Below are 21,801 nucleotides of genomic sequence, written 5' to 3'. Positions count from 1 at the left end.
GGCCAATGCCTTGCGTTTTCGGGGCCATACATAGGGAGAAATTCATGGATCATTCCGCGCCATCCAAGGTAGCGCTGATCGTCGATGCCCTGCGCCAAGACCCGTTGCGATCGCTTGTCCGCATGCGCCGTAGCGAGGGGGTACACGATGCACTGTTGCAGAGATTCCAGCAGAACCTGCCTCAGGCGAGCCTGGACGGAGCGGTGCTGCTTTCCGACCGTGACCAACTGCTACGTCGCATGCCGAAAGGTGGAGTGGTCTGCGAGATCGGCGTCGCCGAAGGAGCCTTCTCGAGGCAGATTCTCGAGGTTTGCGCGCCTGACAGGCTCCATCTCGTCGATCCATGGGACGACACGACTAATCCTGCCTATTCGGAGAGCAGCCATGCGCGCCTCGAGAAAACCTTGGGCGACGAGATCGCGTTGGGGCGAGTTCAAATGCATCGTGGATACTCGACTGAGGTGCTGCCGACGCTGGAAGCCGACAGTGTCGACTGGGTCTATATCGACGGGGCGCACGACTACGTGTCCGTTGCACGTGACCTTGAACTCTGCACCCGCGTGGTGAAACCGGGCGGCATCATTGCAGGACACGATTATGTTCGTTGGGTAAGTCCGACAGCGCGCTATGGGGTGGTCGAGGCCGTCAATGAGTTCGTGCATGCCACTGGGGCGACCTTCCTGTACCTCACCAACCAGTACGATAAGCACGACAGCTTCGCACTTCGCCTTCCCGTTCCGGGCGATTGAGCCGCTTTGGCCTTGGGGTCGCCCTTACAGTGCATTGATAGGCCTCCGCATCGGCACAAGGATAAGAGCCGATAGGCCATTGTTTCCGGGAGAAAAAACGATGAGTGACTGTTGCCGACCATGGCCGGTCGGCCTGTTCGCCATCTGTGTGACACGCTAGAAGGCGCGCGTGGCGAAGAAGGCATCGGGCAGCAGGCGGGCGGGCACCACCGCAGATCGGCGCGAGGCGGCGGAGGGCCGGCTGGCGAGCGCCCTGCGCGAGCCCGCATCGAAGAAGGGCCGCAGGAAAACGGCGCCGAAGCGCGGGCCGCTCCTGCGCCTCGCGCTCTGGATCAGGCGCGCGCTGCGCTGGCTGGTGCTGGCGCCGCTGGTCGGGGCCGCGACTGCCGTGCTGCTCTATGCAGTCGTCAACCCGCCGATCACCCACACGATCTGGGCCGAGCAGCGGCGGCTCGGCAGCGTCGAGCGCGAGTGGGTGCCGATGGCGGGCATCGCCCCGGTGATGGCGCGCTCGGCCGTCGCGGCGGAGGACGCCAATTTCTGCCTGCACTGGGGCTTCGACATGAACGCGATCCGCGACGCGCTCGAGGACGGGGCGGTGCGCGGGGCCTCGACCATACCCCAGCAGACGGTCAAGAACGTCTATCTGTGGCAGGAGCGGAGCTGGCTGCGCAAGGCGATCGAGGCGGTCATGACGCCGGCGGTGGAGCTCGTCTGGTCCAAGCGGCGCATCCTGGAGGTCTATCTCAACGTGGCCGAGTTCGGCGAGGGGGTGTTCGGCGTCGAGGCCGCCGCGCGCCACTGGTTCGGCGTCCCGGCGGCAGAGCTGACCGCGACGCAGGCCGCGCGGCTGGCGGCGGTGCTGCCGGCGCCGAAGACCCGCGACGCGGCCAACCCCTCGCCGTGGCTGCGCAGCCGCGCCGCCTCGATCCGCGACGGCGCGGCCACGATCGCCGCCGACGGGCGGGCGGCGTGCTTCGAGGATTGAAATGGTCGGGGTGGCGCGGCATGACAGGCAAGGCTTTCGGCCCGGCACGCAGCCGGGCACACCGCGAGGCACGGCGCACATGACCCGTCTCTACCATGTTCCCCTGTCGCCCTTCTGCCGCAAGGTGCGGCTGGTGATGGCCGAAAAGCGCATCGAGGTGGAACTGGTCGAGGAGCGCTACTGGGAGCGTGACCCGGACTTCCTGCGCCGCAACCCCGCCGGCAAGGTGCCGGTGCTGCGGATGAACGGGCGGGCGATGGCCGAGAGCCAGGCGATCGTGGAATATCTCGACGAGGTGCACCCCGAGCCACCGCTGATGCCGGAGAGCCCCGAAGGCCGCTACGAGGTGCGTCGGCTCTGTGCCTGGTTCGACGACAAGTTTCACCGCGAGGTGACGGCCAACCTGCTCTACGAACGGGTGAACAAGAAGATCACGCGCGAGGGCTTTCCCGACTCGCGGGCCGTCAAGGCGGGTGCCAAGGCGATCAAGTATCACCTCGACTACATGCACTGGCTGCTCGACCAGCGCCGGTGGCTGGCCGGCGATGCGCCGACGCTGGCCGATTTCGCCGCCGCAGCCCACATCTCGGCGCTCGACTACATCTCCGACGTCGACTGGCACCGCAGCGAGAACGTCCGCGACTGGTATGCCAAGATCAAGTCGCGCCCCGCCTTCCGCGGCATCCTCGCCGACCAGGTGCCCGGCTTTCCCCCGCCTGCGCATTACGCTGACCTCGATTTCTGAGGCGTGGCCCGGCCTCCCGCATCGTCGCGCGCGCCTCGGCGACCCGCGCGACGCCGCGCCGCTGACAGCCGGGCAAGGGCCGGCCGTGCCCGCAGAGGAGCGCGCCCCGCGCTGACGCGGCCTTCGGCCCCGCCGCCATCGGGGCCGGCGCCACGGACCCGCCCTTCGGCACGAGGCCCCTCCCCCGGTCAGGCCGACTCGCCGGCGAGGCCCGCCGGCCGTCAGCCAGCATTCGCCGAAAACCCTCCGGAACCTCCCCGATCTCGCCACGAGCCGCGCCCGTCCCGCGCCTCGTGTGCGGGCGACCCCTCCCCCGCTTCGTGGAGCCGAATGGAGGGGGCGTCATGGCAATTCAGTGGGCGGGGTCTGCCGTCAGCACCGCGCCGGTGCGCTCGGAGATGTTCGGCACCAACATGCTCTACGACCGCGATCGCGTCGGCCCGAACGGCACATTCGACGACTCGATGCGCGCGCTGGGCATCGAGCATCTGCGCTACCCGGGCGGGTCGATCACCGAATGGTACTTCGACATTGCCGACCCCGACGCCTCGACCGTCTGGGCGAAGGACCGCAATGCCTGGCGCGAGGTGATGCCGCTCACCGAGTTCCTGACCTGGGCGGGGCAGGAGGGCGTCGGGGTCAACCTCGTCGTGCCCACCGGCTCGCTCATGGCCGGCGGCCCGATGGGCGACCGGCGCCCGCGTGACGGCGCCTGGGGTGATGTCCATGGTTACATCACCGACGTCCTGCAGGGTGATTACGGGGCCGCCCGGATAGATACGATCGAGATCGGCAACGAATACTGGCTGGGTGCCGAGCTGAACCATGTCGAGTATTCGCGGATCGCCAACGTCATCGCCGACGCGGCGCAGAGCGCCATCGACGACCACCGCGCGCGCGAGGGGCTCGGCGCGGGATGGGACGAGCCCGACATCTCGATCCAGATCGGGCAGTACGGGCGCTACTCCACCACGCCCGGCCACATCCAGAACCGGCAACTGATCGACTGGCTCACGCTCGAGGCCGCCGCCGCCATCGACGCCGTGGTGGTGCATTACTACACCCGCGGCGACTGGGCCGAGATCGGCACCCACGGCTACTACTTCGACCGGCTCGACACCTGGGCGGCCGACCCGCGACTCAAGGACATCGATTTCCACGTCACCGAGTGGAACGTGAACAACCAGCAATCGACAGAGCTCGGCCTCAAGCAGGCGAGCGCGATCTGGTTCATGTTCTCCGAGATGATGCTGCGCGGGGTCGACGCCGCCCATGTCTGGCCGATCCAGCAGAACAACCGCACGAACCTGTCGGGCGACGAGGGCCAGTCGGAGCTGACCATCGCCGGCGAGGCGTTCCGCCTGCTGTCCGAGGTGACGGTCGGCACCCAGCTCACCCACCGCACCCTGTGGGAGGGCGGCGCCGCCTGGGTCTACCAGGGGCAGGGGGCAACCCATGTCTACATCGCCTCCCGCTCCGACACGGCCCAGAGCTACACGCTCGACCGCGCCGATCTGGGCCTGCAGGGCAAGGTCTGGTGGAAGACGACGCTCGGCACAACGGGCGCGCCCGGCGACTGGAAGGCGGACCCCGAAGTGGAAGTGCGTGCCGATGTCAGCCCCGACTGGGCGCGTCTGACCTTCGATCTGGCCCCTTACGAAGTGGTGCGCGCCACCTTCTACGATAGTCTCCTGCCCGCCGGGCCGGGGAGCGGCGCGGCCGGGGCGTTCCAGCACGCGCTGACCGGCAGCGATTTCTCTGACCTGATCGTTGCCTCCGATTTCGGCAACCGGCTCGAAGGGCGCGGCGGCGACGACGTGCTCAAGGGCGGTGCGGGGCGTGACGCGGTCTCGGGCGGTGCGGGGAATGATCTCGTGCAGGGGCGCAAGGGCCACGACACGCTCGAGGGCGGGGCCGGCAACGACACGCTGGAAGGCGGCGACGGCGAAGACGGCCTCTTCGGCAGTGCCGGCAACGACCGGCTCGATGGATGGACGGGCGCCGACTTCCTCGTGGGTGGCGCGGGCAATGACCTGCTCCTCGGCGGAGCGGGCAACGATACGCTGTGGGGCGGTGCGGGCCGCGACACGCTCGACGGCGGCGAGGGCGGCGACGTCTATGTGTTCACAGCAGGGGGCGGGCCGGCGGCCGACAACATGCCCGCCATCCCGCATCTCTCGGCAAATGCGCTCGATTTCTGGATGTGACATGCCGCGCCTCGCCCCGACGGCTCGCGCGCCGCGGCGTCGGGCAGTGCGTATTTGGAACAGAAAGAAGCCCGCGAGGAGAGGACGGGGAGCGCCGGGCAGGTGTCACCCGCCGGCTGTGCGCTCCACGGCCCTGGTCGGGCCGTCGAGCGCCACCCGCGTCAGCGCCGCGCAAAGCCGCACGAAGCGCTCGCGGCTGCCCGCCTTCCCGGCCAGCGCCTGCGCGTCTTCCGGCAGGCCGAAACGGCGCGCCTGATCCACCGCCGGGCCATCGACCGTGGGGTAGAAGACGTCCCACGCAAGTTGCGCCTCGCGGGCGAAGATGCGCGCCCCGAGGGGCCCGAGGCCCTTGGCGCCCTGGAGCCGTTTCAAGACGGCGTCCGCATCGCCGCCTTCATCGCGCAGCCGGCGCAGGTCGCCGCCGTACTCTTCCCGCACCCAGGCGGCCGTGTCGCGGATGTAGTCGGCGGTCGACTCGTCGTAACGCGCATAGCCGTTCTCGTTGAGCATGCGCACAAGTTCGGCCCGGTCGGTCTCCTCGATGGCGTCGATCTTGTGCAGCCCCGCCGCGCGCAGCGCACGCGCGGCCCGCACCGCGTTGGCAGCCGAGATACGCGCCGAGAGCATGATCGCACCCACCAGCCAGTGGAACAGTTCCTGCGGCGTGTCGCGCCCCGGCTCCGCCCCCATGTCCTCGGAATAGAGCACGCCCTGCTCCTCGATCAGCACGTCGATCAGAGTGTCGCCCATGACGCATCCTCCTCGGCGGTAGAACCTGTCGGGCGCGCCCCGGTTCCGATCAGAGCAGTGGATAGGCCGCGAGCTCTTCGTAATCCGCGCCGCCCTCGCCCAGATGCGACCGGTAGAGCACCAGCCGTTGTGCCTGGGCCGACCCGACGGGCGTGCCGACATGCGTCAGCGCCCCGTCGAGCTCGGGCTGGCGGCGCGGCGACAGGCCCGCGCCGAAGCGGATCAGCGTGACATGCGGCCTGAACCGCCGCCGCTCGAGCGCGAGGCCCGCCGCCCGCGCCGCCCGTGCGCAGGTCGCCTGCAACTCGTTCAGCGCCGGGTCGGGGCGAATCTCGACCGCGAGCAGCCTGGCCCGGTCGCCGCCATAGGTGGAAAGCCCGTCAAAGGCGAGTACCGGGCGCGGCAGCCGCCGCCCGTCGAGCGCCTCGTGCAACTCCTCCGCCGCCGCCTCGCTCACCTCGCCCAGGAAGACCAGCGTCAGGTGCAGGTTGTCCTCGTCGACCGCCCGGCCGAGCGGCACCGCCTCCTGCACCGACAGAAGCGGCGGGATCAGCGCCTCGGGCACCGGCAGGCCGAGGAAGAGACGCACCGCCTCAGCTCAGCCAGCGCTTCCGACGCCGGTAGGAGCGGACTTCGCGGTAGCTGCGCCGCCCCTGGTCGGACATGCCGAGGTAGAATTCCTTCACGTCGGGGTTCTCGCGCAGCGCCTTCGCCTCGCCGTCCATCACCACGCGGCCCGACTCGAGGATGTAGCCGTAATGGGCGTAGCGCAGGGCGACGTTGGTGTTCTGCTCGGCCAGCAGGAAGGAGACGCCCTCGTTCTCGTTCACCGACTTCACGATCTCGAAGATCTGCTCGACGAGTTGGGGCGCCAGCCCCATCGACGGCTCGTCGAGGAGCACCGTCTCAGGGCGGCTCATCAGCGCGCGCCCGATGGCGCACATCTGCTGCTCGCCGCCAGAGGTATAGCCGGCCTGAGACCGCCGCCGCTCCTTCAGCCGGGGAAAGTAGGAATAGACCATCTCCAGATCGGCCTCGATCGCCCCCGTACCGTCGCCGCGAGTATAGGCGCCGGTCAGAAGGTTCTCCTCGATCGTCAGGTGCGCAAAGCAATGGCGCCCCTCCATCACCTGGATCACCCCGCGCCGCACCAGCGCAGATGGGTCCATGTGGGCGACGTTTTCACCCTGGTAGCGGATGGTGCCCTTGGTCACCTCGCCCCGCTCGGAGTGGAGCAGGTTCGAGATCGCCTTGAGGGTGGTCGTCTTGCCCGCGCCGTTGCCGCCGAGCAGCGCGATGATGCCGCCCTTGGGCACGTGCAGGGACACGCCCTTCAGCACGAGGATCACGTGGTTGTAGATCACCTCGATGTTGTTGACGTCCAGCAGCACCTCGGTGCCCAGCACCTCTTCCGGCGCCTCCGCCCCGATATGGGCGGGCTCGGTGTCCAGCATCCTCGCTCCTCCGTCGCGGCCGCCCGGGCCCTCGGCCTTCGTTCGAACCGCCTGCCCCGGTCAGGGCGAGGCGCGGCCCGCCCCATCATCTTGGCAAAAATACTCGAAACTCCGGCGGCGACGCCCGTGCCGCCGCCGGGCAGGCGCGCTCAGCTTTCAGGCTGGCAATCCTCGTTCATCGGCCAGGGCGCGTTCTCCTCGGCGTAGTCCATCGCGCGGGCCTCGACGAGCGGCGCGATCAGTTCCTGGTCGGCCGAGAGCAGGTCGCTGTCCTGCACGAACTTCTCGCCGTCCCAGCGCAGCATCCAGCCGCCCGCGCTGCCGGTGTGGTTGGCGCAGGAAGTCGAGAAGGGCGGTACCATGCCGGTCATGCCCAGTTCGGCCAGACGCTCCTCGGTGATCTCGAGGTTCTCCAGCCCGTCGCGCAGCATCGGCCCGTCGATCTCGGCAACACCGTGGATCTCCTGCGCGGTGCGGATGCCTTCGGCGAGGATCATCGAGATCACGAGGCCCCGCTGGTAGAACACGCCGCTCGTGTTCTCGGCGTCGCTGAGGCCCTTGGAATAGACGTGCTCCTCGAGCTCGGCCATGATCGGGGCATCCGGCTGCGGCATCGACCACGAGATCGAGCGGTAGCCCGCCCCCTCCTCGCCCAGCAGCGCGAGGTCGGCATCCTGCCCCGCCCACCAGATGCCCACGAACTGGTCCATCGGGTAGCGCGTCTTGGCGGCTTCCTGCAGCGCGGCGGCATTCATCGCGCCCCAGCCCTGCATCACCACGAAGTCGGGCCGCTCGCGGCGGATCTGCAGCCATTGCGACGACTGGTCCTGCATCTGGCTCAGGCCCACCGGGATCGGCAGCACCTCGAAGCCGTTGTTCTCGGCCATGTCCTCCCAGAGCGGCAGCGGCTCCTTGCCGAACGGGTGGTCGAGATGGAGATACGCGATGGTCTTGCCCGATAGGGTCGAGAGATCGCCGCCCGCGATCTCCTGAGCGATCATCGAATGCCCCTCCCAGTAGGAGGCCGGCGGGTTGAACGCCCACTGGAACACCCGCCCGTCCTGCATCGGCGAGAAGCCGTAGCCGGGCGCGAGGATCGGGATCTGGTCCTGGTTGGTCTTGGGCAGCACCTGCAGCGTGATGCCGGTCGACCAGGGTTGCGTCACCACCGCGTCGGCCTTGGTGCGCTCGTAGCACTCCACGCCCTTCTCGGTGGAATAGCCCGTCTCGCACTCGTCGAAGTTGATCGGCACGCCGCCGATCCCGCCGTCGCGCTCGTTGAGCAGCGCCATGTAATCGGCCTGCCCGTCCATCAGCGGGATGCCGGTCGAGGCGAAGGGCCCCGTGCGGTAGCTGAGGTTCGGCGCGTAGATCTCCTGCGCGACGGCCGCGCCGGCCGTTCCGGCCGCCAGCGCGCCCGCCAGCGCCAGTCTGGTGAAGTGGTGCATGTCGTACCTCCCTTGGGTTGCGCGCCCTCTCCGGGCACGTCGTTCGGCCGCCCCCCCGCGCGCCTCAGTGCGGGAAGGGCCAGACCAGCAGTTTCTCGCGGATCAGGCCCCACAACCGGGCGAGCCCGTGCGGCTCGACGATCAGAAAGAAGATGATCAGCGCGCCGATGATCATGATGTTGATGTGCTCGAGCGTCGCCGACTTGATGTCGAGGCCCACGAGATCGGGTACGGAGTTGAGCACCACCGGCAGACCCACGATCAGGATCGCGCCGAGATAGTTGCCGAGGATCGAGCCGAGACCGCCGATGATCGCGATGAACAGGATCTGGAAGCTCAGCGCGATGTCGAACAGGTTCGGCTCGGCCGCGCCGCGCCAGAGGAAGACGAACATCGCCCCCGCCACGCCCACGATGTAGGACGAGATGGCGAAGGCCAGCAGCTTCGATTTCATCAGGTTGATGCCGATCAGCTCGGCGGCGATGTCCATGTCGCGGGTCGCCTTCCACATCCGGCCGAGATTGCCGCGCGTGAGGTTGATGCAGACGACCGTCAGCAGTGTGACGATGGCGAGGACCACGTAGTATTTCGTCAGGCTCTCGGAGAGCGGCCCGGCCACGATCAGCGGCCCCATGTCGAGGTTCGGCACCTGGATCGCGCCCGAGGCGTTGTAGTTGTAGAGCCACGGCCACTTCTCGAACAGCCAGACGAGGAAGAACTGCGCGGCGAGCGTGGCGATGGCGAGGTAGAAGCCCTTGATCCGCAGGCTGGGGATGCCGAACATCACCCCGATCCCGGCGCTGAAGACCCCCGACAGCAGGATCGCGAGGATCGGGTTCATCCACGGAAAGATCGTGACCAGCTTGTAGCAGGCATAGGCGCCCACGCCCATGAAGGCGCCGGTGCCGAGGCTCAACTGGCCTGCATAGCCGGTCAGAATGTTCAGCCCCAGAGCGGCGAGCGAGTAGATCAGGATGGGGATCAGCAGCGTCTGGAAGGCGAACTCGCTCGCCGTCAGCGGAAAGACGACCCAGGCCAGCACCAGGATGACGCCGAGCAGTAGGGCGTCCTGCCGGACGGGAAACAGCGCCTGGTCGGCCCGGTAGCTCGTCTTGAACTGCCCCGCGGTACGATAGAGCATCAGCGCGCCCCTTCCCGTTGTTGCAGACCAGGGGCCGGTGCGCGCATCGCTACCAAAGCCCCGCCAGCAGGCCGAGCGCGGCCAGCGCGGCCACGCCCCAGAGAGCCAGCTCGGCCCGGCTGCGCCCCTCCGCGTGCCGTCGCAGGGCGTCGGTGATCCGACGCAGTCCCGGTGCCATCCCGGCGAGGAATGCCAGTGCGACCCAGGCGAGGCCGGATCCCGTCAACGCCATCACGAGCCCCACGACGACAGGCACCATGAGGCTGGTCTCGCCTGGCGGGGCAGGCGGCAGCCCGAGCCATGCCCGGGCCCGTATCAGGACGAGCGCGGCGGCCAGCGTGCCCGCCGAGACGAGGAAGACGTAGGCGCAGAGCCGTTGCAGTCGGTCGATCACGCGGCCCCCGGTGGCGGTGAGATGTCCGGTTGCAAATCCCTTGAAGAAGGGATTTGCAAAATCCTTGCCAAGGATTTTGCGTCGCGCCCATCCCTATACCCTTTCGATGATGCGCTCGCCGAACAGGCCCTGGGGCCGAAACAGCAGCACGATGAGTGCCAGCACAAAGGCGAACCAAGTCTCGGTGCCCCCGCCCATCAGCGGCGCGCCCCAGTAGATCTCGAAGATCTTCTCCAGCACCCCGATCATGAGGCCGCCGACGATCGCGCCGGTGATGCTCTCGAGCCCGCCGAGCATCAGCACGGGCAGCGCCTTGTAGGCGATGATCTCGAGCGCGAAGGAGACGCCCGCGCGGCTGCCCCAGGCGATGCCGGTGACGAGCGCGATGATGCCGGCGATGAACCACACCAGCACCCAGATCGTCTGCAGCGAGATGCCCACCGAGAGCGCCGCCTGGTGGTCGTCGCCCAGCGCCCGCACCGCGCGGCCCATGCGGGTGAAGTTGAGAAAGGCCAGCAGGGCGGCCACCAGCAGGCCGGCCACGACCACCGCGGTTACGTCGATGTGCTGCAGGATCAGCAGGCCGCCGCCGGGCTCGAGGACGAAATCGCCGGTGGGGATGCCGAGCTCCTCGGTGATCATCTGCCGGTTCTCGCCGCCGAAGATCGTCTCGCCGAAACCGATCAGGAACAGCGTCAGCCCGATCGTGGCCATGAACAGGATGATGTCGGGCTGGCCCACGAGCGGCCGCAGCACCACCCGCTCGACCGTCCAGGCGAGCGCGAACATCACCGCCAGCGTGCCCGCCACCGCGACCCAGGCGGGCAGGCCCATCTCGTGCAGCCCAACGAGCGTGAGCGCGGCGAACACCACCATGATGCCCTGCGCGAAGTTGAAGATCCGCGACGAGCGGAAGATCAGCACGAAGCCGAGCGCGATCAGCGCGTAGAGCGTGCCCGAGACCAGCCCCTCCCACACCACCTGCAGGAAGAAGTCGGGCGCCGCGGCCATCTCGACCCAGGGTTCGAAAAGGATGCGGTTCACAAGATCCATGCGCGGGCTCCCCTTGGGAGGGTGGCGGCGGGGGGCCAGCCCCCCGCACCCCCCGGAGTATTTCGGCCAAGATGATGGGACACGGGCCGGCTGGGGGGCCTGCGGTCGCGCCGCGGGTGCCCGCTCCGACGCGATGCCGGCGCGATACCGCCGCGATATCCACGCTCCGCCTCACTCATGGGGCACCCCCAGATAGGCGTCGATCACGGCCTGGTCGTTGCGCACCTCGTCGGGCGTGCCGTCGCCGATCTTCTTGCCGTAGTCCATCACCACCACGCGGTCGGAGAGGTCCATCACAACGCCCATGTCGTGCTCGATCAGGCAGATCGTCGTGCCGAACTCGTCGTTCACGTCGAGAATGAAGCGGGACATGTCCTCCTTTTCCTCGACATTCATCCCCGCCATCGGCTCGTCGAGGAGCAGCAGCGACGGCTCGGCGGCAAGGGCACGGGCGAGTTCCACCCGCTTCTTCAGGCCGTAGGGCAGGCGCCCGACGGGCGTCTTGCGGATGTTCTGGATCTCGAGAAAGTCGATCACCCGCTCCACCTTTTCGCGGTTCTCGATCTCCTCGCGCTCGGCCCGGCCCCACCAGAGCGCCTGCTCGAGCACGGTGGCCCGCATGTGCGTGAGCCGCCCGGTCATGACGTTGTCGAGCACGGTCATCCCCTCGAACAGCGCGATGTTCTGGAAGGTGCGCGCCACGCCCATGCGGGCGACCTCGTAGGGCTTCATCGGAGGTCGCCTGGCGCCCTTGTACCAGACCTCGCCCTCGGACGGCGTGTAGAAGCCCGAGACGATGTTGAGCATCGACGACTTGCCGGCGCCGTTCGGCCCGATGATCGCGCGGATCTCGCCCTCGCGGATGTCGAACGTGATGTCGTTGATCGCCACGACGCCCCCGAACCGCAGGGTGATATCACGCATTTCCATCAGCACGCCGCCGATGGTACGGCCGTCCTCGGTGACGAAGGGCTCGGGGCTCAGCTCGGTCATTCGTCCTCCGGCAGGATGGTCTCGACGGCGGAGAAGGTCACGCGCCCCTCGGGGGGCTGGGCGACGAAGGTTACCTCCAGCCCCCGGTGGCGGTGCGTCGCGAAGCGCGAGCGCAGCGACGCCACGCCGGTCAGCCAGTCGTCATCGTAGCGGGTGCCGACGAACGAGTAGCGGCGCGCGTCCTGCACCGCCTCGGCCCAGTCGAGGAAATCGGAATAGACGGCGTTTATGGTCTCGGCGCTCAGGATGCGGCTGTTGAGCACGTCGCAGAGGCGGCGCTCTCCGGCCGGGCCGGGAAGGGTGACCGCTCCGAGCAGGAAGGGCGCATCGGGGTGGCGCCAGGTCTCGGTCGGCGCGGCATAACCGAGCGCGATGTCGGGCGCAGGCATCAGCCCCATGGCCCTGCCGTCGATGGTCTCACCCCGCTCCAGCGCGGGCAGGCAGCCCGCGATGGTCGCGTCATGCCAGGCCTCGACGAAGGGCGTGGCGCCGGCCGGGCCGGCCGCGAGCGCCACGAGCCCGAGGGCGGCGAGCCCCTGCGGGATGGTGGGTGGGGCGATGTGCGCAGCACGAGCGTCACCCATCATCCTCACTCCGCCGCCATCGCCTTCGGCGCCGCCGGCACCACCGCCGCGTCGCGGATCTCGAGCGTCGCGCGGATCGCGCCCTTGCGGCCGTCCTCGTAGGTGACTTCCGTCTCGGTCGCGATCTCCGTCGCCCCGCCGTAGAGCGCATCGACGAGGTCGGCGTATTTCTCTCCGATCACCGCGCGGCGCACCTTCCGGGTGCGGGTCAGTTCGCCGTCGTCGGCGTCGAGCTCCTTGTGCAGCACGAGAAACCGGTGGATCTGGCAGCCCGACAGCATCTCGTCTTCGGCGACGCTGCGGTTCACCTCCTCGACATGGCTCTGCACGGTATCGAGCACCTGGGGGTGTCCGGCGAGCTCCTGGTAGCTGGAATAGGCGATGTTGTTGCGCTCGGCCCAGTTGCCCACCGCCGTCAGGTCGATGTTGATGAAGGCGCAGCACATCTCGCGGCCCGCGCCGAACACGACCGCCTCGAGGATGTTGGGGTAGAACTTGAGCTTGTTCTCGACATATTTCGGCGCGAACAGGGCGCCGCCGGCCATCTTGCCCACGTCTTTCGCGCGGTCGATGATCCGCAGGTGGCCGGTGCCCTCCTCGATGAAGCCCGCGTCGCCCGTGGCGACCCAGCCCTCGGCATCCTTCGTCTTTGCCGTGCTCTCGGGGTTCTTGTAGTAGGCCTCGAAGACGCCCGGGGAGCGGTAATAGATCTCGCCCGACTCATCGATGCGGATCTCGACGCCGGGAGAGGGCACGCCCACCGTGTCGGGGCGCACCTCGTGGTCGGGCTGCTGGGTGATGAAGACCGATGCCTCGGTCTGGCCGTAGAGCTGCTTGAGGTTGATGCCGAGCGCGCGGTAGAAATCGAAGATTTCGGGCCCGATCGCCTCGCCCGCGGTATAACCCACCCGCACGCGGGTGAAGCCGAGCGCGTTCTTCAGCGGCCCGTAGACGAGCACTTCGCCCAGGGTGTACAGCGCACGGTCGGTCGCGCTCACCCGCTTGCCGTCGAGGATGGCGGGGCCAACCCGGTTCGCCACCGCCATGAACCGCCGGAACAGCCACCGCTTGAGCCGCCCGGCATCCTCCATGCGGATCATGACGTTGGTCAGCTGGGTCTCGAACACGCGCGGCGGCGCGAAATAGTAGGTCGGCCCGATCTCGCGCAGGTCGGTCATCATCGTGTCGGGGCTCTCGGGGCAGTTGACGCAAAAGCCCGTCCACATCGCCTGCCCGATCGAGAAGATGAAATCGCCCACCCAGGCCATCGGCAGGTAGGCCAGCACCTCGTCGCCCGGCCGCAGGCGATCGAACTCGGCAGAGTTCTTCGACGTCTCGACGATGTTCCGGTTGGACAGCACCACGCCCTTGGGCTTGCCGGTCGTGCCCGAGGTGTAGAGCATCACGCAGGTGCTGTCGGCGTCGAGCTCTCGCACCCGCGCCGCAAGCTCCGTCTCGAACCGCTCGTGGGCGACGCGCCCCTCGGCCACGATGTCGGACAGCGCGTGCAGGCGGGTGTGGTCGTATTTCCGCATGCCCCGCGGATCGAGATACATCATGTGGCGGATCGCGGGCAGCCGGTCCTGGATCGACAGCACCTTGTCGATCTGCTCCTGGTCGCCGGCCACCACGAAGACCGCGCCGCAATGGTCGAGCACATAGGCCATCTCTTCGGCCACCGCGTCCTGGTAGAGCGGAACGGGGATCGCGCCGCACATCTGCGCGGCCACCATCGACCAGTAGAGCGCGGGGCGGTTGCGCCCTATGACGGCAACGTGCTCGCCGCGCTCGAGCCCGAGCGCGAGAAAGCCCATCGCCATGGCGCGGATCTCGGCCTCGGCCTCTTTCCACGTCCAGCTCTGCCAGATGCCGAATTCCTTCTCGCGATAGGCGGGCTTGTCGCCGAACCGCGCCGCGTTGCGCGCCAGCAGGCCGGGTACGGAAACGGGGTCGCCCTCGGGCGTCGCCATCGCGGATGCTCCTCCCTTGTGCCCGGGGTCTTGTTGGTGGCGCCCCGTGGTCACAATCGACGCACCGAGTATAGCCAGCCCCGCCCCCGAGTCGTCAAATTCTTTTTGAACGAGCGTTCAAATAACGCGGTCCCTGCCCGCGTTGCGCCGCGGGGCGCTTGCCCTTTCAGGCCGACATGGTAGCGGAGTGGCAGAGGGAGGGCGTGTGCCATGACGCATCTGTGGGTCCGGGCCGAGGAACGCGAGAACGAGCGGCGCGTCGCCGTCACGCCGGAGGGCGTGGCAGATCTGGTCGCCGCCGGTCTGCGCGTGACCGTCGAGGAAAGCCCGGCCCGCGCGTTGGGAATCGACGGGTATCGTGCCGCCGGAGCCGTAGTCGCGCCTGGGGGAAGCTGGCGCGAGGCGCCCGGTGACGCGCTGATCCTCGGGCTGAAGGAACTGCCGGAGGACGACACGCCGCTTCCGCACCGACACATCCTGTTCGGCCACGCCTTCAAGGGGCAGCCGGCCGGGCGGGCGCTGCTCCGGCGCTTCGCGGAGGGGGGCGGCACGCTTCTCGACCTCGAATACCTCGTCGACGACGAGGGCAGGCGGCTCGCCGCCTTCGGCTTCTGGGCCGGGTTCGCGGGGGCGGCCGTGGCGCTCAAGTGCTGGACGGCGCAGCAGCGGGGCGAGACCTGCCCTCCGGTCGATACCTACGCCACCCAGCAGGCGCTCCTGCAGGACTGCGAGGACGAGCTCGACGCGCTCGGCACCGCGGTCAGGCCCGAGGTGCTGATCATCGGGGCAAACGGGCGTGTCGGCCAGGGCGCGACCGAGTTCTGCCGGCTCGCCGGCCTGCCCCCCACCCTGTGGGACATGGCCGAGACCGCCCATGGCGGCCCGTTTCCGGAGGTGCGCGCGCACCCGATCTTTCTCAACTGCATTCTCGCACGCCCCGGCGCCCCGGTCTTCGTGCCCGAGGGCACGGGCGACGCCCCCCGGATGCTGCGGGTCATCGGCGACATCGCCTGCGACCCCACGTCTGATTTCTCCCCGATCAAGGTCTACGACCGCGCCACGACCTGGGCTGCGCCCGCGCTGCGCGTGCACGAGGCGCCCCCGCTCGACGTCATGGCGATCGACAATCTGCCCTCGCTCCTGCCCGCCGAGAGCTCGGAGGATTTCGCCGCCCAGCTCCTTCCGGTGCTGAAGCAGCTTCCCGCCTGGGAGAGCGGCGCCGAGGGCCCCTGGGCCCGCGCCGAGGCCGAGTTCCACCGCCACGCCCCGAAACAGACCGCCTGAGGTGCCATTATGACGATCCACTGGTGCGGAACCGGCCTGAGTGCCATCCCGGGCCTGCGCGCCCTGATCGAGGAGGGGCGCGAGGTCTGCGTCTGGAACCGGACGCCGGAGAAGGCGCGCGAGGCCGTGGGCGACCTGACCGACTGGATCGAGCCGTTCGAGATCGGCACCCTGCAGGAGACGATGAACGCGGGCGACATCGTGGTGTCGATGCTGCCGGGCGACTGGCACCTGCCGCTCGCCCGCGCCTGCCTCGCCGAGGGCGCGCATTTCATCACGTCGAGCTACATCGCCCCGGAGATGCGCGCGCTCGACGAGGCGGCGAAGGCGCGCGACCTGCGCTTCGTCAACGAGGTGGGGCTCGACCCCGGCATCGACCACCTGATGGCCCACTGGCTGGTGGCCGACATGCGAAATGGGGGGCACGCGCGGCCGGGCGCGGAGTATTCGTTCCTGTCCTATTGCGGCGGGGTTCCGAAGCACCCCAACGCCTTCCGCTACAAGTTCTCGTGGTCGCCGCTGGGCGTGCTCAAGGCGCTGCGCTCGCCCTCGCGCTCGATCCGCGATTTCTCGACGCTCGAGGTGCGCCGCCCGTGGGACGCGCTGACGAGCTACCAGGCGCCCCTCGACCCGCCCGAGACCTTCGAGGTCTATCCCAACCGCGACAGCCTGCCCTTCATGGCCGAATACGGCTTCGAGGAGGGCTGGCGCGTGCGCGACTTCGTGCGCGGCACGTTGCGGCTGGGCGGCTGGGCCGAGGCCTGGGCCGGCATCTTCGACGAGATCGAGGGGCTGGCGGGCGCGGCCGGCGAGGCCCGCCTGCGCGAGCTGTCCGACGAATTGTGGGCGAGGCACGCCTACGGCGAGGGCGAGCCCGACCGCGTGGTGCTGTGCGTCTCGCTCGAGGTGCGGCACGAGGGGCGACCGACCTACCACAAGACCTACGCGATGGACGCCTGGGGCGACGCGCGCGGCTCTGCCATGGCGCGGCTCGTCTCGCACACCGTGCGGCTGGCGGTCGAGTCGGTCTCGGCCCGCGCGATCCCCCCCGGGGTCACCGCCGCACCGTCCGACCCGAAGCTGGTGGCCGACTGGCTCGCGCAGGTCGACGTGCAGGCCCAGCGTCTGGGCGTGGTCGACCACCTGCGCTGAGGGGGCTTGCCGTAGGGCGCCGCCCGTCGGACCGTGGGCGCGCGGCAGGAAGGGAGGCGCCGATGTGCTGGGGGCTGGCCGCCTCGGTGGGCATGGTGGCGGCGGGGGCCGCGGGCACCGCGCTCACCCTGCGCCGGGGCGAACACCGGGCAATCCCGCTGACGCTCGGATACTTCACGCTGATGGAGGCGCTGCAGGTCGCGGGCTACGCCACGCTTGATCAGTGCGGCAGCCCGGTGAACGACGCCGTGACGCTGGCCTCCTACCTGCACATCGCTTTCCAACCGCTCGTCATCAACGCCTTTGCGATGGCCATCACGCCCGCGGCCGTCTCGCCCGCTCTGCGGCGCGCGGTCTACGGGCTGGCCGCTCTGGCCACGCTGTCCCTGCTGATCCGGCTCGCGCCCGCAGGCCCGTTCGGCCCCTGCGACCCGGCCACGGCCATGTGCGCCGAGGCGCTCTGCACCCGAACGGGGACGTGGCACATCGCGTGGGAGGTGCCGCTCAACGCCGGCCTTCCGGGCCTTCTCGGGCTGTCGACGCCCAACGTCCAGTTCCCCGCCTATCTGGCGGCGGTGTTCCTGTTGCCGCTCGCCTATGGCGCATGGCGCTTCGTGCTCTTCCATGCCGCCTTCGGCCCCGTGCTCGCCTGGCTGCTGACGCCCGACATGGACGAGATGCCGGCGATCTGGTGCCTGTTCTCGATCTTCCTGCTTGTGGTCGCGCTGAGCCCCGCGATCCGCGTCCGCCTCCTCGCCGCGCCGCAGGCGACCTGACCCGTTGGCGTTGACAGCGGTCATCGCGCCCGGCCCGGCCGGCGGCATAGAGCCGTTGAAGGACAGCTGTCGCAAAGGAGAGCGCAATGACCACACGCGTCCGCACCGCCCTCTTGCTCGCCCTGCTCGTCGCCTCGGCCGCCTGCACCCGAACGGAGACCTACCCCGTGTCGGGTCGCCCCTGCGGCCCCGACGACCCGGTGCAGGACATCCGGGCCGGAGAATGCATCCCTCCGGGCTGACGGCCGGTGCGGGCGAGCTCAATAGCGGCTGAGGTCGTCTTCCTCGTCGCTCACGTCGAGGCCGAGCGCCTCCATTCCCGCTTCCAGGTAATCGGCCAGTTCGGGCATCGAGGCGAGGTAACTCTCGGTCGGCGAGGTCCGCTCCTCGCGGGCGGTGCGCAGCGCCTCTTCCACCTCGGAGGCATCGAAGCTGTCGCGCCCGATCCACACGCAGGCGACGAGGCTGGTCTGCTCGTCCTCGTTGAGCCCGGCGATGTAGTCCATCAGCCGGGGGTGGTCGGGCCCGTATTCCCGGGCCAGCGCGATCACGCGCACGACCTTGCCGTTGGCGATGTCGAGCATGGGTCCCTCCGCGATAGGTCCTCCTTGTCCCGCGCCCTCGGCCCATACGCAAGCGACATGCGGCCGCAACGCCGCAACGGCAGGGGCGCGGGCAGACACGGCATCGCGCCGCCCTCTCGGGCCGGGAAGCACAGCCAAGGCTCGCACCTGCCGCCCGGTCGCGCTATGGCAGGGGTGGATCTGCCCGGAGGAAGGGATGTTCTTCGCGCTCGGCCGCCTTGTCCTCATGCTGCTCGTCGTCTCGACGGTGGCCTACGTGAGCCTGTGGTTCTACGCCCGCGCCGCGCAGAAGGAGCGGCTGGAGCGCCGCTGGGAGGAAGAGGGGCGGCCCGGCAACCGCGACCTTTTCGTGCAGGAGGGGCTCGACTCCGAGCGCTACGCGTTGCGCCGTCGCCTGCTTCTGGGGGTCTACGCGGTGCCCTTCACCGTGCTCGCCATCGTCGTGTATTTCGCCAACTATGCCTGAGTGAGGGAGGCCGCCCGTGCTATCCTACCTGAAATGGACGTTCTGGATCGTCTTCTGGGCCGCGATCCTCTCGGTCCTGCACTACACGCTTCCCCGGTGGGACGTGGTGCGCATCGCAGACACCTACGAGCGGCGCGAAACCTTCGGCGCCAATTCGATCTTCTGGTCGCACGCCGATACCGGCTCGGGCACCGGGGAGGTCACGCGCGAGGTGTTCTTCATCCAGACGATCACGCCCGGCGGCCGACCCATCGTCTATCGCAACGAGGACACGGGCTGGGGCTGGCCGCCCTTCTTCAAGTTCGATTCGGCGAACCTGCAGACCCTGGCCAACGACATGCGCTCGACGTCCGACAGCCCCGACTGGGTGGCGGTCAAGCATTACGGGTGGCGGGCGGAATTCATGACGATCTATCCCAACGCCCTGCGCATCAAGGATGTCGACGGCCCCGACGAGCGCGTCATTCCGTGGACGGCGATCGCCATCCTGATCGCGCTCGGCTGCGTGTTCTGGGCGATCTACGCGCGCTGGCGCCGCTTCTGGGATAACCGGGTCGACCCGCTGCTCGACGGCGACGAGGCCTGAGCCCCCGGCAGTGCCGACGAATAGGGCGCGCACCCCGCGGATGCGCGCCCCGGCGAGATCAGGCTTCGGCTGTCTCGGCTGCCTGGGCGCCGGCCTCGACGGTCCTGCCTTCGGCGCCGAGCCGGGCGGTATCGCCGCGGGCGATCTCGATGCGGCGCGGCTTCAGCCCCTCGGGCACCTCGCGCACCAGCTCGATGTGCAGCATGCCGTCGACATGGGTCGCCCCGGTGACGCGCACGTGGTCGGCAAGGTGGAAGCGCCGCTCGAACGCGCGTGTGGCGATGCCGCGGTGCAGGTAGGTGCGGCCCTCGTCGGCCTCCCGCTTGCGGGCCGCGACGATCAGGGCGCCTTCCTTGACCTCGACGGTCAGGTCGTCTTCGGCAAAGCCGGCGACGGCGATCGAGATGCGGTAGGCGTCATCACCGAGTTTCTCGATGTTGTAGGGCGGGTAGGTCGGCTGCGCGACATCGGCCGACATCACGCGGTCCATCAGGTCGGCCACGCGGTCGAAGCCGACAGTGGCACGGTAGAGCGGGGAAAGATCGTAGGTTCGCATAGGTCATCCTCCATCGAGCGATACCATCGTTGCGGAGCGGCCCCCTCCACGCGGGACGGAGGCCGGTTCGGCTGGTCCGGGCCCTGGGGTCGGCGCCCGGATGTCGCGCAGATGGGAAGCGCGACCCGTCGCATCAAGAGGGGGGAGGGCGCCGGCCCGGCCCCCCGGCCTCGCGGTGCCGACAACACGCAAACGGGCCCCGGAGCAACACCCCGGGGCCCTGGAATTCCGTCGTGCGGGTCTATCGCGCTGGTGCGATCAGGCGAGCGCGATGTTGACCGCAGCCTGCCGGCCGTCGCGCCCGGTCTCGAGGTCGAAGGTGACCTTCTGGTCGTCGGCGAGGCCGGTCAGCCCCGAGCGCTCGACCGCGCTGATGTGGACGAACACGTCCTTGCCGCCCGAATCGGGCTGGATGAAGCCGTAGCCTTTGGTGGTGTTGAACCATTTCACGGTGCCAGAGGCCATTCCCGTGTCTCCTGTAGTGTTGCTGCCCGCGGAAGTGCGGCAGCCCGGCGCGTCAGAGCGGTATCGATAGAACTGACGTGCGGTAGGCAGACAGGGATCGAATGCGGTAACGGTCGCCTTTCATATATCGCATGACCCAGTCGGTCTGGCAAGAGCCGCGACGCGGCGCGCGCCCCCGTCCCGATGGGCCGAAACGGCGCCAGCGCGCCGCCCGGCCGTCGAGGCCCTCGAGGGGCGTCGGCCGTTCCTTCGCAGGGCTGCGCGCCCGCCCGGCCATGTCCGGCATCTCCTCCCCATCTCTTCCTCATCGGGCGGGATGCACCGCCTCGCCCCCCCTGCTGGTTTCCCTGCTCGATGGCATGAGCGGAGCGGGGCGCGTTGGCCTTACGCATCGGCCCCCCCGGTCATCTCGGCGATCCAGTCGCCGAAGGGGTGATGGGCGAAGTCGAGACTCTGCGCCACGAGGGGCGGCACGTCGTAGGGGTGCGACTCTCGCACCATCCGCTCGATCTCGGGCAGCAGGTCGGCGCGCGACTTCAGTGCCAGCGGCACCTCGCTCTCGACCTGTCGCGCGCCCTGCCAGACGTAATGCGACTCGATCTCGGGGTAGATGTTGGCGCAGGCCACGAGGCCCGCATCCAGAAGCGACGCGGCCAGCGCACGGGCCGTCTCGCGGTCGGGGCAGTTGAGCAGGATCCTGACGGGGGTCATCGGTCTCTCCTTTCCTGTCGCGGGGAAGCTAGACGGCACCTGCCGCGCCCGAAAGAGGGCGGCATGCCCCGCATCCGCGCGGGGCCGGGCCGGAACAGCGCGCCCGGCGCGGCGTTTTCATGAGGGCACGGCACGGCGAGCACGCACGGCCCGCGAGGGCCGACACAGGGCGTCGCCGCCGCGTGCCGCGGTCGTGTGCCGACCTCGCCGGGGCCGCCGCGCGCCCCGATCCGCGCCGCGGCTTGAGGCCGCCCAAGGCGGGTTCCGCCTCTGCGGGCCTGGCGGGAGAGGCCATGGTTCACAGACTGTTTCTGCCGACCCGCAGGGCTGTCGCATGGACTCCGCCCGCTCGAATCGCTACGACCCGCGCCAGGGGGCCAAGGACGTGATGTTGAAGAAAAGAGCCAAATACCATCTGGGCCAGGTCGTGCGCCACCGGAAGCATCCCTTCCGCGGCGTCGTCTTCGACGTCGATGCCGTCTTCTCGAATTCCGAGGAATGGTACGACGCCATCCCCGAAGACAGCCGGCCGGCCAAGGAGCAGCCGTTCTACCATCTGCTCGCCGAGAACGACCAGAGCTACTACGTCGCCTACGTGTCGGAGCAGAATCTCCTGCCCGACTACTCGGGCGAGCCGGTCGACCACCCCGACGTGCCCGACCTGTTCGGCGAGTTCGAGGACGGCGTCTACCCGCTGCACTTCCAGCTGAACTGATCCGCCCCAACGCGTCTTGCGGTCAGATCG

Annotated in this window: 25 protein-coding genes; 11 read left to right on the top strand and 14 right to left on the bottom strand. The window is 68.9% G+C overall.

The window, feature by feature from the left end:
• Positions 1 to 44 precede the first annotated feature (44 nt).
• The 4 genes from DLJ49_RS12290 to DLJ49_RS22460 all read left to right on the top strand — a co-directional run bounded on the left by DLJ49_RS12290 (position 45) and on the right by DLJ49_RS22460 (position 4,689).
• Entirely contained in the window at positions 45 to 749 is a 705-nt protein-coding gene (locus DLJ49_RS12290) for a class I SAM-dependent methyltransferase (protein WP_158547456.1), read from the top strand.
• A 241-nt stretch (positions 750 to 990) separates the two neighbouring features.
• Positions 991 to 1,737, top strand: coding sequence for a monofunctional biosynthetic peptidoglycan transglycosylase (mtgA, locus tag DLJ49_RS12285; protein WP_369932515.1), 747 nt, complete (start codon positions 991 to 993; stop codon positions 1,735 to 1,737).
• A gap of 79 nt (positions 1,738 to 1,816) precedes the next feature.
• Complete coding sequence (locus tag DLJ49_RS12280; RefSeq protein WP_115393859.1) at positions 1,817 to 2,482, top strand: FtsZ-binding protein FzlA; 666 nt, start codon at positions 1,817 to 1,819, stop codon at positions 2,480 to 2,482.
• A gap of 344 nt (positions 2,483 to 2,826) precedes the next feature.
• A complete protein-coding gene (locus DLJ49_RS22460; protein WP_158547455.1) occupies positions 2,827 to 4,689 on the top strand; it encodes a calcium-binding protein in 1,863 nt (620 codons plus the stop codon).
• Between the two features lie 105 nt (positions 4,690 to 4,794).
• Here the strand turns inward: DLJ49_RS22460 and DLJ49_RS12270 are convergent, their stop codons facing one another.
• From DLJ49_RS12270 to DLJ49_RS12225, 10 genes are all read right to left on the bottom strand, one after another.
• Positions 4,795 to 5,439, bottom strand: a complete 645-nt coding sequence (locus tag DLJ49_RS12270; protein ID WP_115393842.1) for a hypothetical protein — start codon at positions 5,437 to 5,439, stop codon at positions 4,795 to 4,797.
• Positions 5,440 to 5,488: 49 nt separating this feature from the next.
• Positions 5,489 to 6,028: an RNA 2',3'-cyclic phosphodiesterase gene (gene thpR, locus DLJ49_RS12265; RefSeq protein WP_115393841.1), complete on the bottom strand. Its 540-nt coding sequence runs from the start codon at positions 6,026 to 6,028 to the stop codon at positions 5,489 to 5,491.
• A gap of 4 nt (positions 6,029 to 6,032) precedes the next feature.
• A complete protein-coding gene (locus tag DLJ49_RS12260) occupies positions 6,033 to 6,893 on the bottom strand; it encodes an ABC transporter ATP-binding protein (protein WP_115393840.1) in 861 nt (286 codons plus the stop codon).
• Between the two features lie 149 nt (positions 6,894 to 7,042).
• Complete coding sequence (locus tag DLJ49_RS12255) at positions 7,043 to 8,341, bottom strand: ABC transporter substrate-binding protein (protein WP_115393839.1); 1,299 nt, start codon at positions 8,339 to 8,341, stop codon at positions 7,043 to 7,045.
• A gap of 64 nt (positions 8,342 to 8,405) precedes the next feature.
• Positions 8,406 to 9,482 (bottom strand): branched-chain amino acid ABC transporter permease, encoded by a 1,077-nt coding sequence (locus DLJ49_RS12250; RefSeq protein WP_115393838.1) that lies wholly within the window; start codon positions 9,480 to 9,482, stop codon positions 8,406 to 8,408.
• Positions 9,483 to 9,531: 49 nt separating this feature from the next.
• Positions 9,532 to 9,876, bottom strand: coding sequence for a hypothetical protein (locus tag DLJ49_RS12245; protein WP_115393837.1), 345 nt, complete (start codon positions 9,874 to 9,876; stop codon positions 9,532 to 9,534).
• A gap of 93 nt (positions 9,877 to 9,969) precedes the next feature.
• On the bottom strand, positions 9,970 to 10,929 hold the full coding sequence (locus DLJ49_RS12240; protein WP_115393836.1) for a branched-chain amino acid ABC transporter permease: 960 nt from the start codon (positions 10,927 to 10,929) through the stop codon (positions 9,970 to 9,972).
• A 171-nt stretch (positions 10,930 to 11,100) separates the two neighbouring features.
• Entirely contained in the window at positions 11,101 to 11,922 is an 822-nt protein-coding gene (locus DLJ49_RS12235; protein WP_115393835.1) for an ABC transporter ATP-binding protein, read from the bottom strand.
• Positions 11,919 to 12,506 carry a hypothetical protein gene (locus DLJ49_RS12230; protein WP_147277305.1) on the bottom strand — a complete coding sequence of 196 codons (588 nt, stop codon included), beginning with the start codon at positions 12,504 to 12,506 and terminating at the stop codon, positions 11,919 to 11,921. Before DLJ49_RS12230 ends, DLJ49_RS12235 begins: the two co-directional genes overlap by 4 nt.
• A gap of 5 nt (positions 12,507 to 12,511) precedes the next feature.
• Complete coding sequence (locus tag DLJ49_RS12225) at positions 12,512 to 14,476, bottom strand: AMP-binding protein (protein WP_115393833.1); 1,965 nt, start codon at positions 14,474 to 14,476, stop codon at positions 12,512 to 12,514.
• A gap of 210 nt (positions 14,477 to 14,686) precedes the next feature.
• On the opposite strand from DLJ49_RS12225, the gene DLJ49_RS12220 reads away from it, so the two are divergent.
• The 4 genes from DLJ49_RS12220 to DLJ49_RS22115 all read left to right on the top strand — a co-directional run bounded on the left by DLJ49_RS12220 (position 14,687) and on the right by DLJ49_RS22115 (position 17,930).
• Positions 14,687 to 15,760: a saccharopine dehydrogenase gene (locus tag DLJ49_RS12220; protein ID WP_115393832.1), complete on the top strand. Its 1,074-nt coding sequence runs from the start codon at positions 14,687 to 14,689 to the stop codon at positions 15,758 to 15,760.
• A gap of 9 nt (positions 15,761 to 15,769) precedes the next feature.
• Complete coding sequence (locus DLJ49_RS12215) at positions 15,770 to 16,912, top strand: saccharopine dehydrogenase C-terminal domain-containing protein (RefSeq protein ID WP_115393831.1); 1,143 nt, start codon at positions 15,770 to 15,772, stop codon at positions 16,910 to 16,912.
• Positions 16,913 to 16,974: 62 nt separating this feature from the next.
• Positions 16,975 to 17,688 carry a DUF5765 domain-containing protein gene (locus DLJ49_RS12210; protein ID WP_115393830.1) on the top strand — a complete coding sequence of 238 codons (714 nt, stop codon included), beginning with the start codon at positions 16,975 to 16,977 and terminating at the stop codon, positions 17,686 to 17,688.
• Between the two features lie 86 nt (positions 17,689 to 17,774).
• A complete protein-coding gene (locus tag DLJ49_RS22115) occupies positions 17,775 to 17,930 on the top strand; it encodes a hypothetical protein (RefSeq protein WP_199533364.1) in 156 nt (51 codons plus the stop codon).
• 18 nt (positions 17,931 to 17,948) lie between these two features.
• On the opposite strand, the gene DLJ49_RS12205 is transcribed toward DLJ49_RS22115, so the two are convergent.
• Positions 17,949 to 18,272 carry a DUF3775 domain-containing protein gene (locus DLJ49_RS12205; protein ID WP_115393829.1) on the bottom strand — a complete coding sequence of 108 codons (324 nt, stop codon included), beginning with the start codon at positions 18,270 to 18,272 and terminating at the stop codon, positions 17,949 to 17,951.
• A 196-nt stretch (positions 18,273 to 18,468) separates the two neighbouring features.
• On the opposite strand from DLJ49_RS12205, the gene DLJ49_RS12200 reads away from it, so the two are divergent.
• Positions 18,469 to 18,738 (top strand): hypothetical protein, encoded by a 270-nt coding sequence (locus DLJ49_RS12200; protein WP_115393828.1) that lies wholly within the window; start codon positions 18,469 to 18,471, stop codon positions 18,736 to 18,738.
• A gap of 16 nt (positions 18,739 to 18,754) precedes the next feature.
• Positions 18,755 to 19,324: a DUF1523 family protein gene (locus tag DLJ49_RS12195; RefSeq protein WP_115393827.1), complete on the top strand. Its 570-nt coding sequence runs from the start codon at positions 18,755 to 18,757 to the stop codon at positions 19,322 to 19,324.
• Between the two features lie 58 nt (positions 19,325 to 19,382).
• Here DLJ49_RS12195 and DLJ49_RS12190 read toward each other — a convergent pair whose 3' ends face one another.
• The 3 genes from DLJ49_RS12190 to cutA form a co-directional block, all read right to left on the bottom strand.
• On the bottom strand, positions 19,383 to 19,880 hold the full coding sequence (locus DLJ49_RS12190) for an Hsp20 family protein (RefSeq protein WP_115393826.1): 498 nt from the start codon (positions 19,878 to 19,880) through the stop codon (positions 19,383 to 19,385).
• A 258-nt stretch (positions 19,881 to 20,138) separates the two neighbouring features.
• A complete protein-coding gene (locus DLJ49_RS12185) occupies positions 20,139 to 20,345 on the bottom strand; it encodes a cold-shock protein (RefSeq protein ID WP_115393825.1) in 207 nt (68 codons plus the stop codon).
• A 384-nt stretch (positions 20,346 to 20,729) separates the two neighbouring features.
• Positions 20,730 to 21,056, bottom strand: a complete 327-nt coding sequence (cutA, locus tag DLJ49_RS12180) for a divalent-cation tolerance protein CutA (protein WP_115393824.1) — start codon at positions 21,054 to 21,056, stop codon at positions 20,730 to 20,732.
• Positions 21,057 to 21,444: 388 nt separating this feature from the next.
• On the opposite strand from cutA, the gene hspQ reads away from it, so the two are divergent.
• Entirely contained in the window at positions 21,445 to 21,771 is a 327-nt protein-coding gene (gene hspQ, locus DLJ49_RS12175) for a heat shock protein HspQ (RefSeq protein WP_115393857.1), read from the top strand.
• Positions 21,772 to 21,801: the final 30 nt, after the last annotated feature.

This window comes from Rhodovulum sp. 12E13, assembly GCF_003340565.1.
In the GTDB taxonomy this organism is placed as follows: Bacteria; Pseudomonadota; Alphaproteobacteria; order Rhodobacterales; family Rhodobacteraceae; genus HLUCCA09.
The sequence above is the reverse complement of the archived record's forward strand: the minus strand, read 5'-3'. Positions and strand labels throughout refer to the sequence as shown.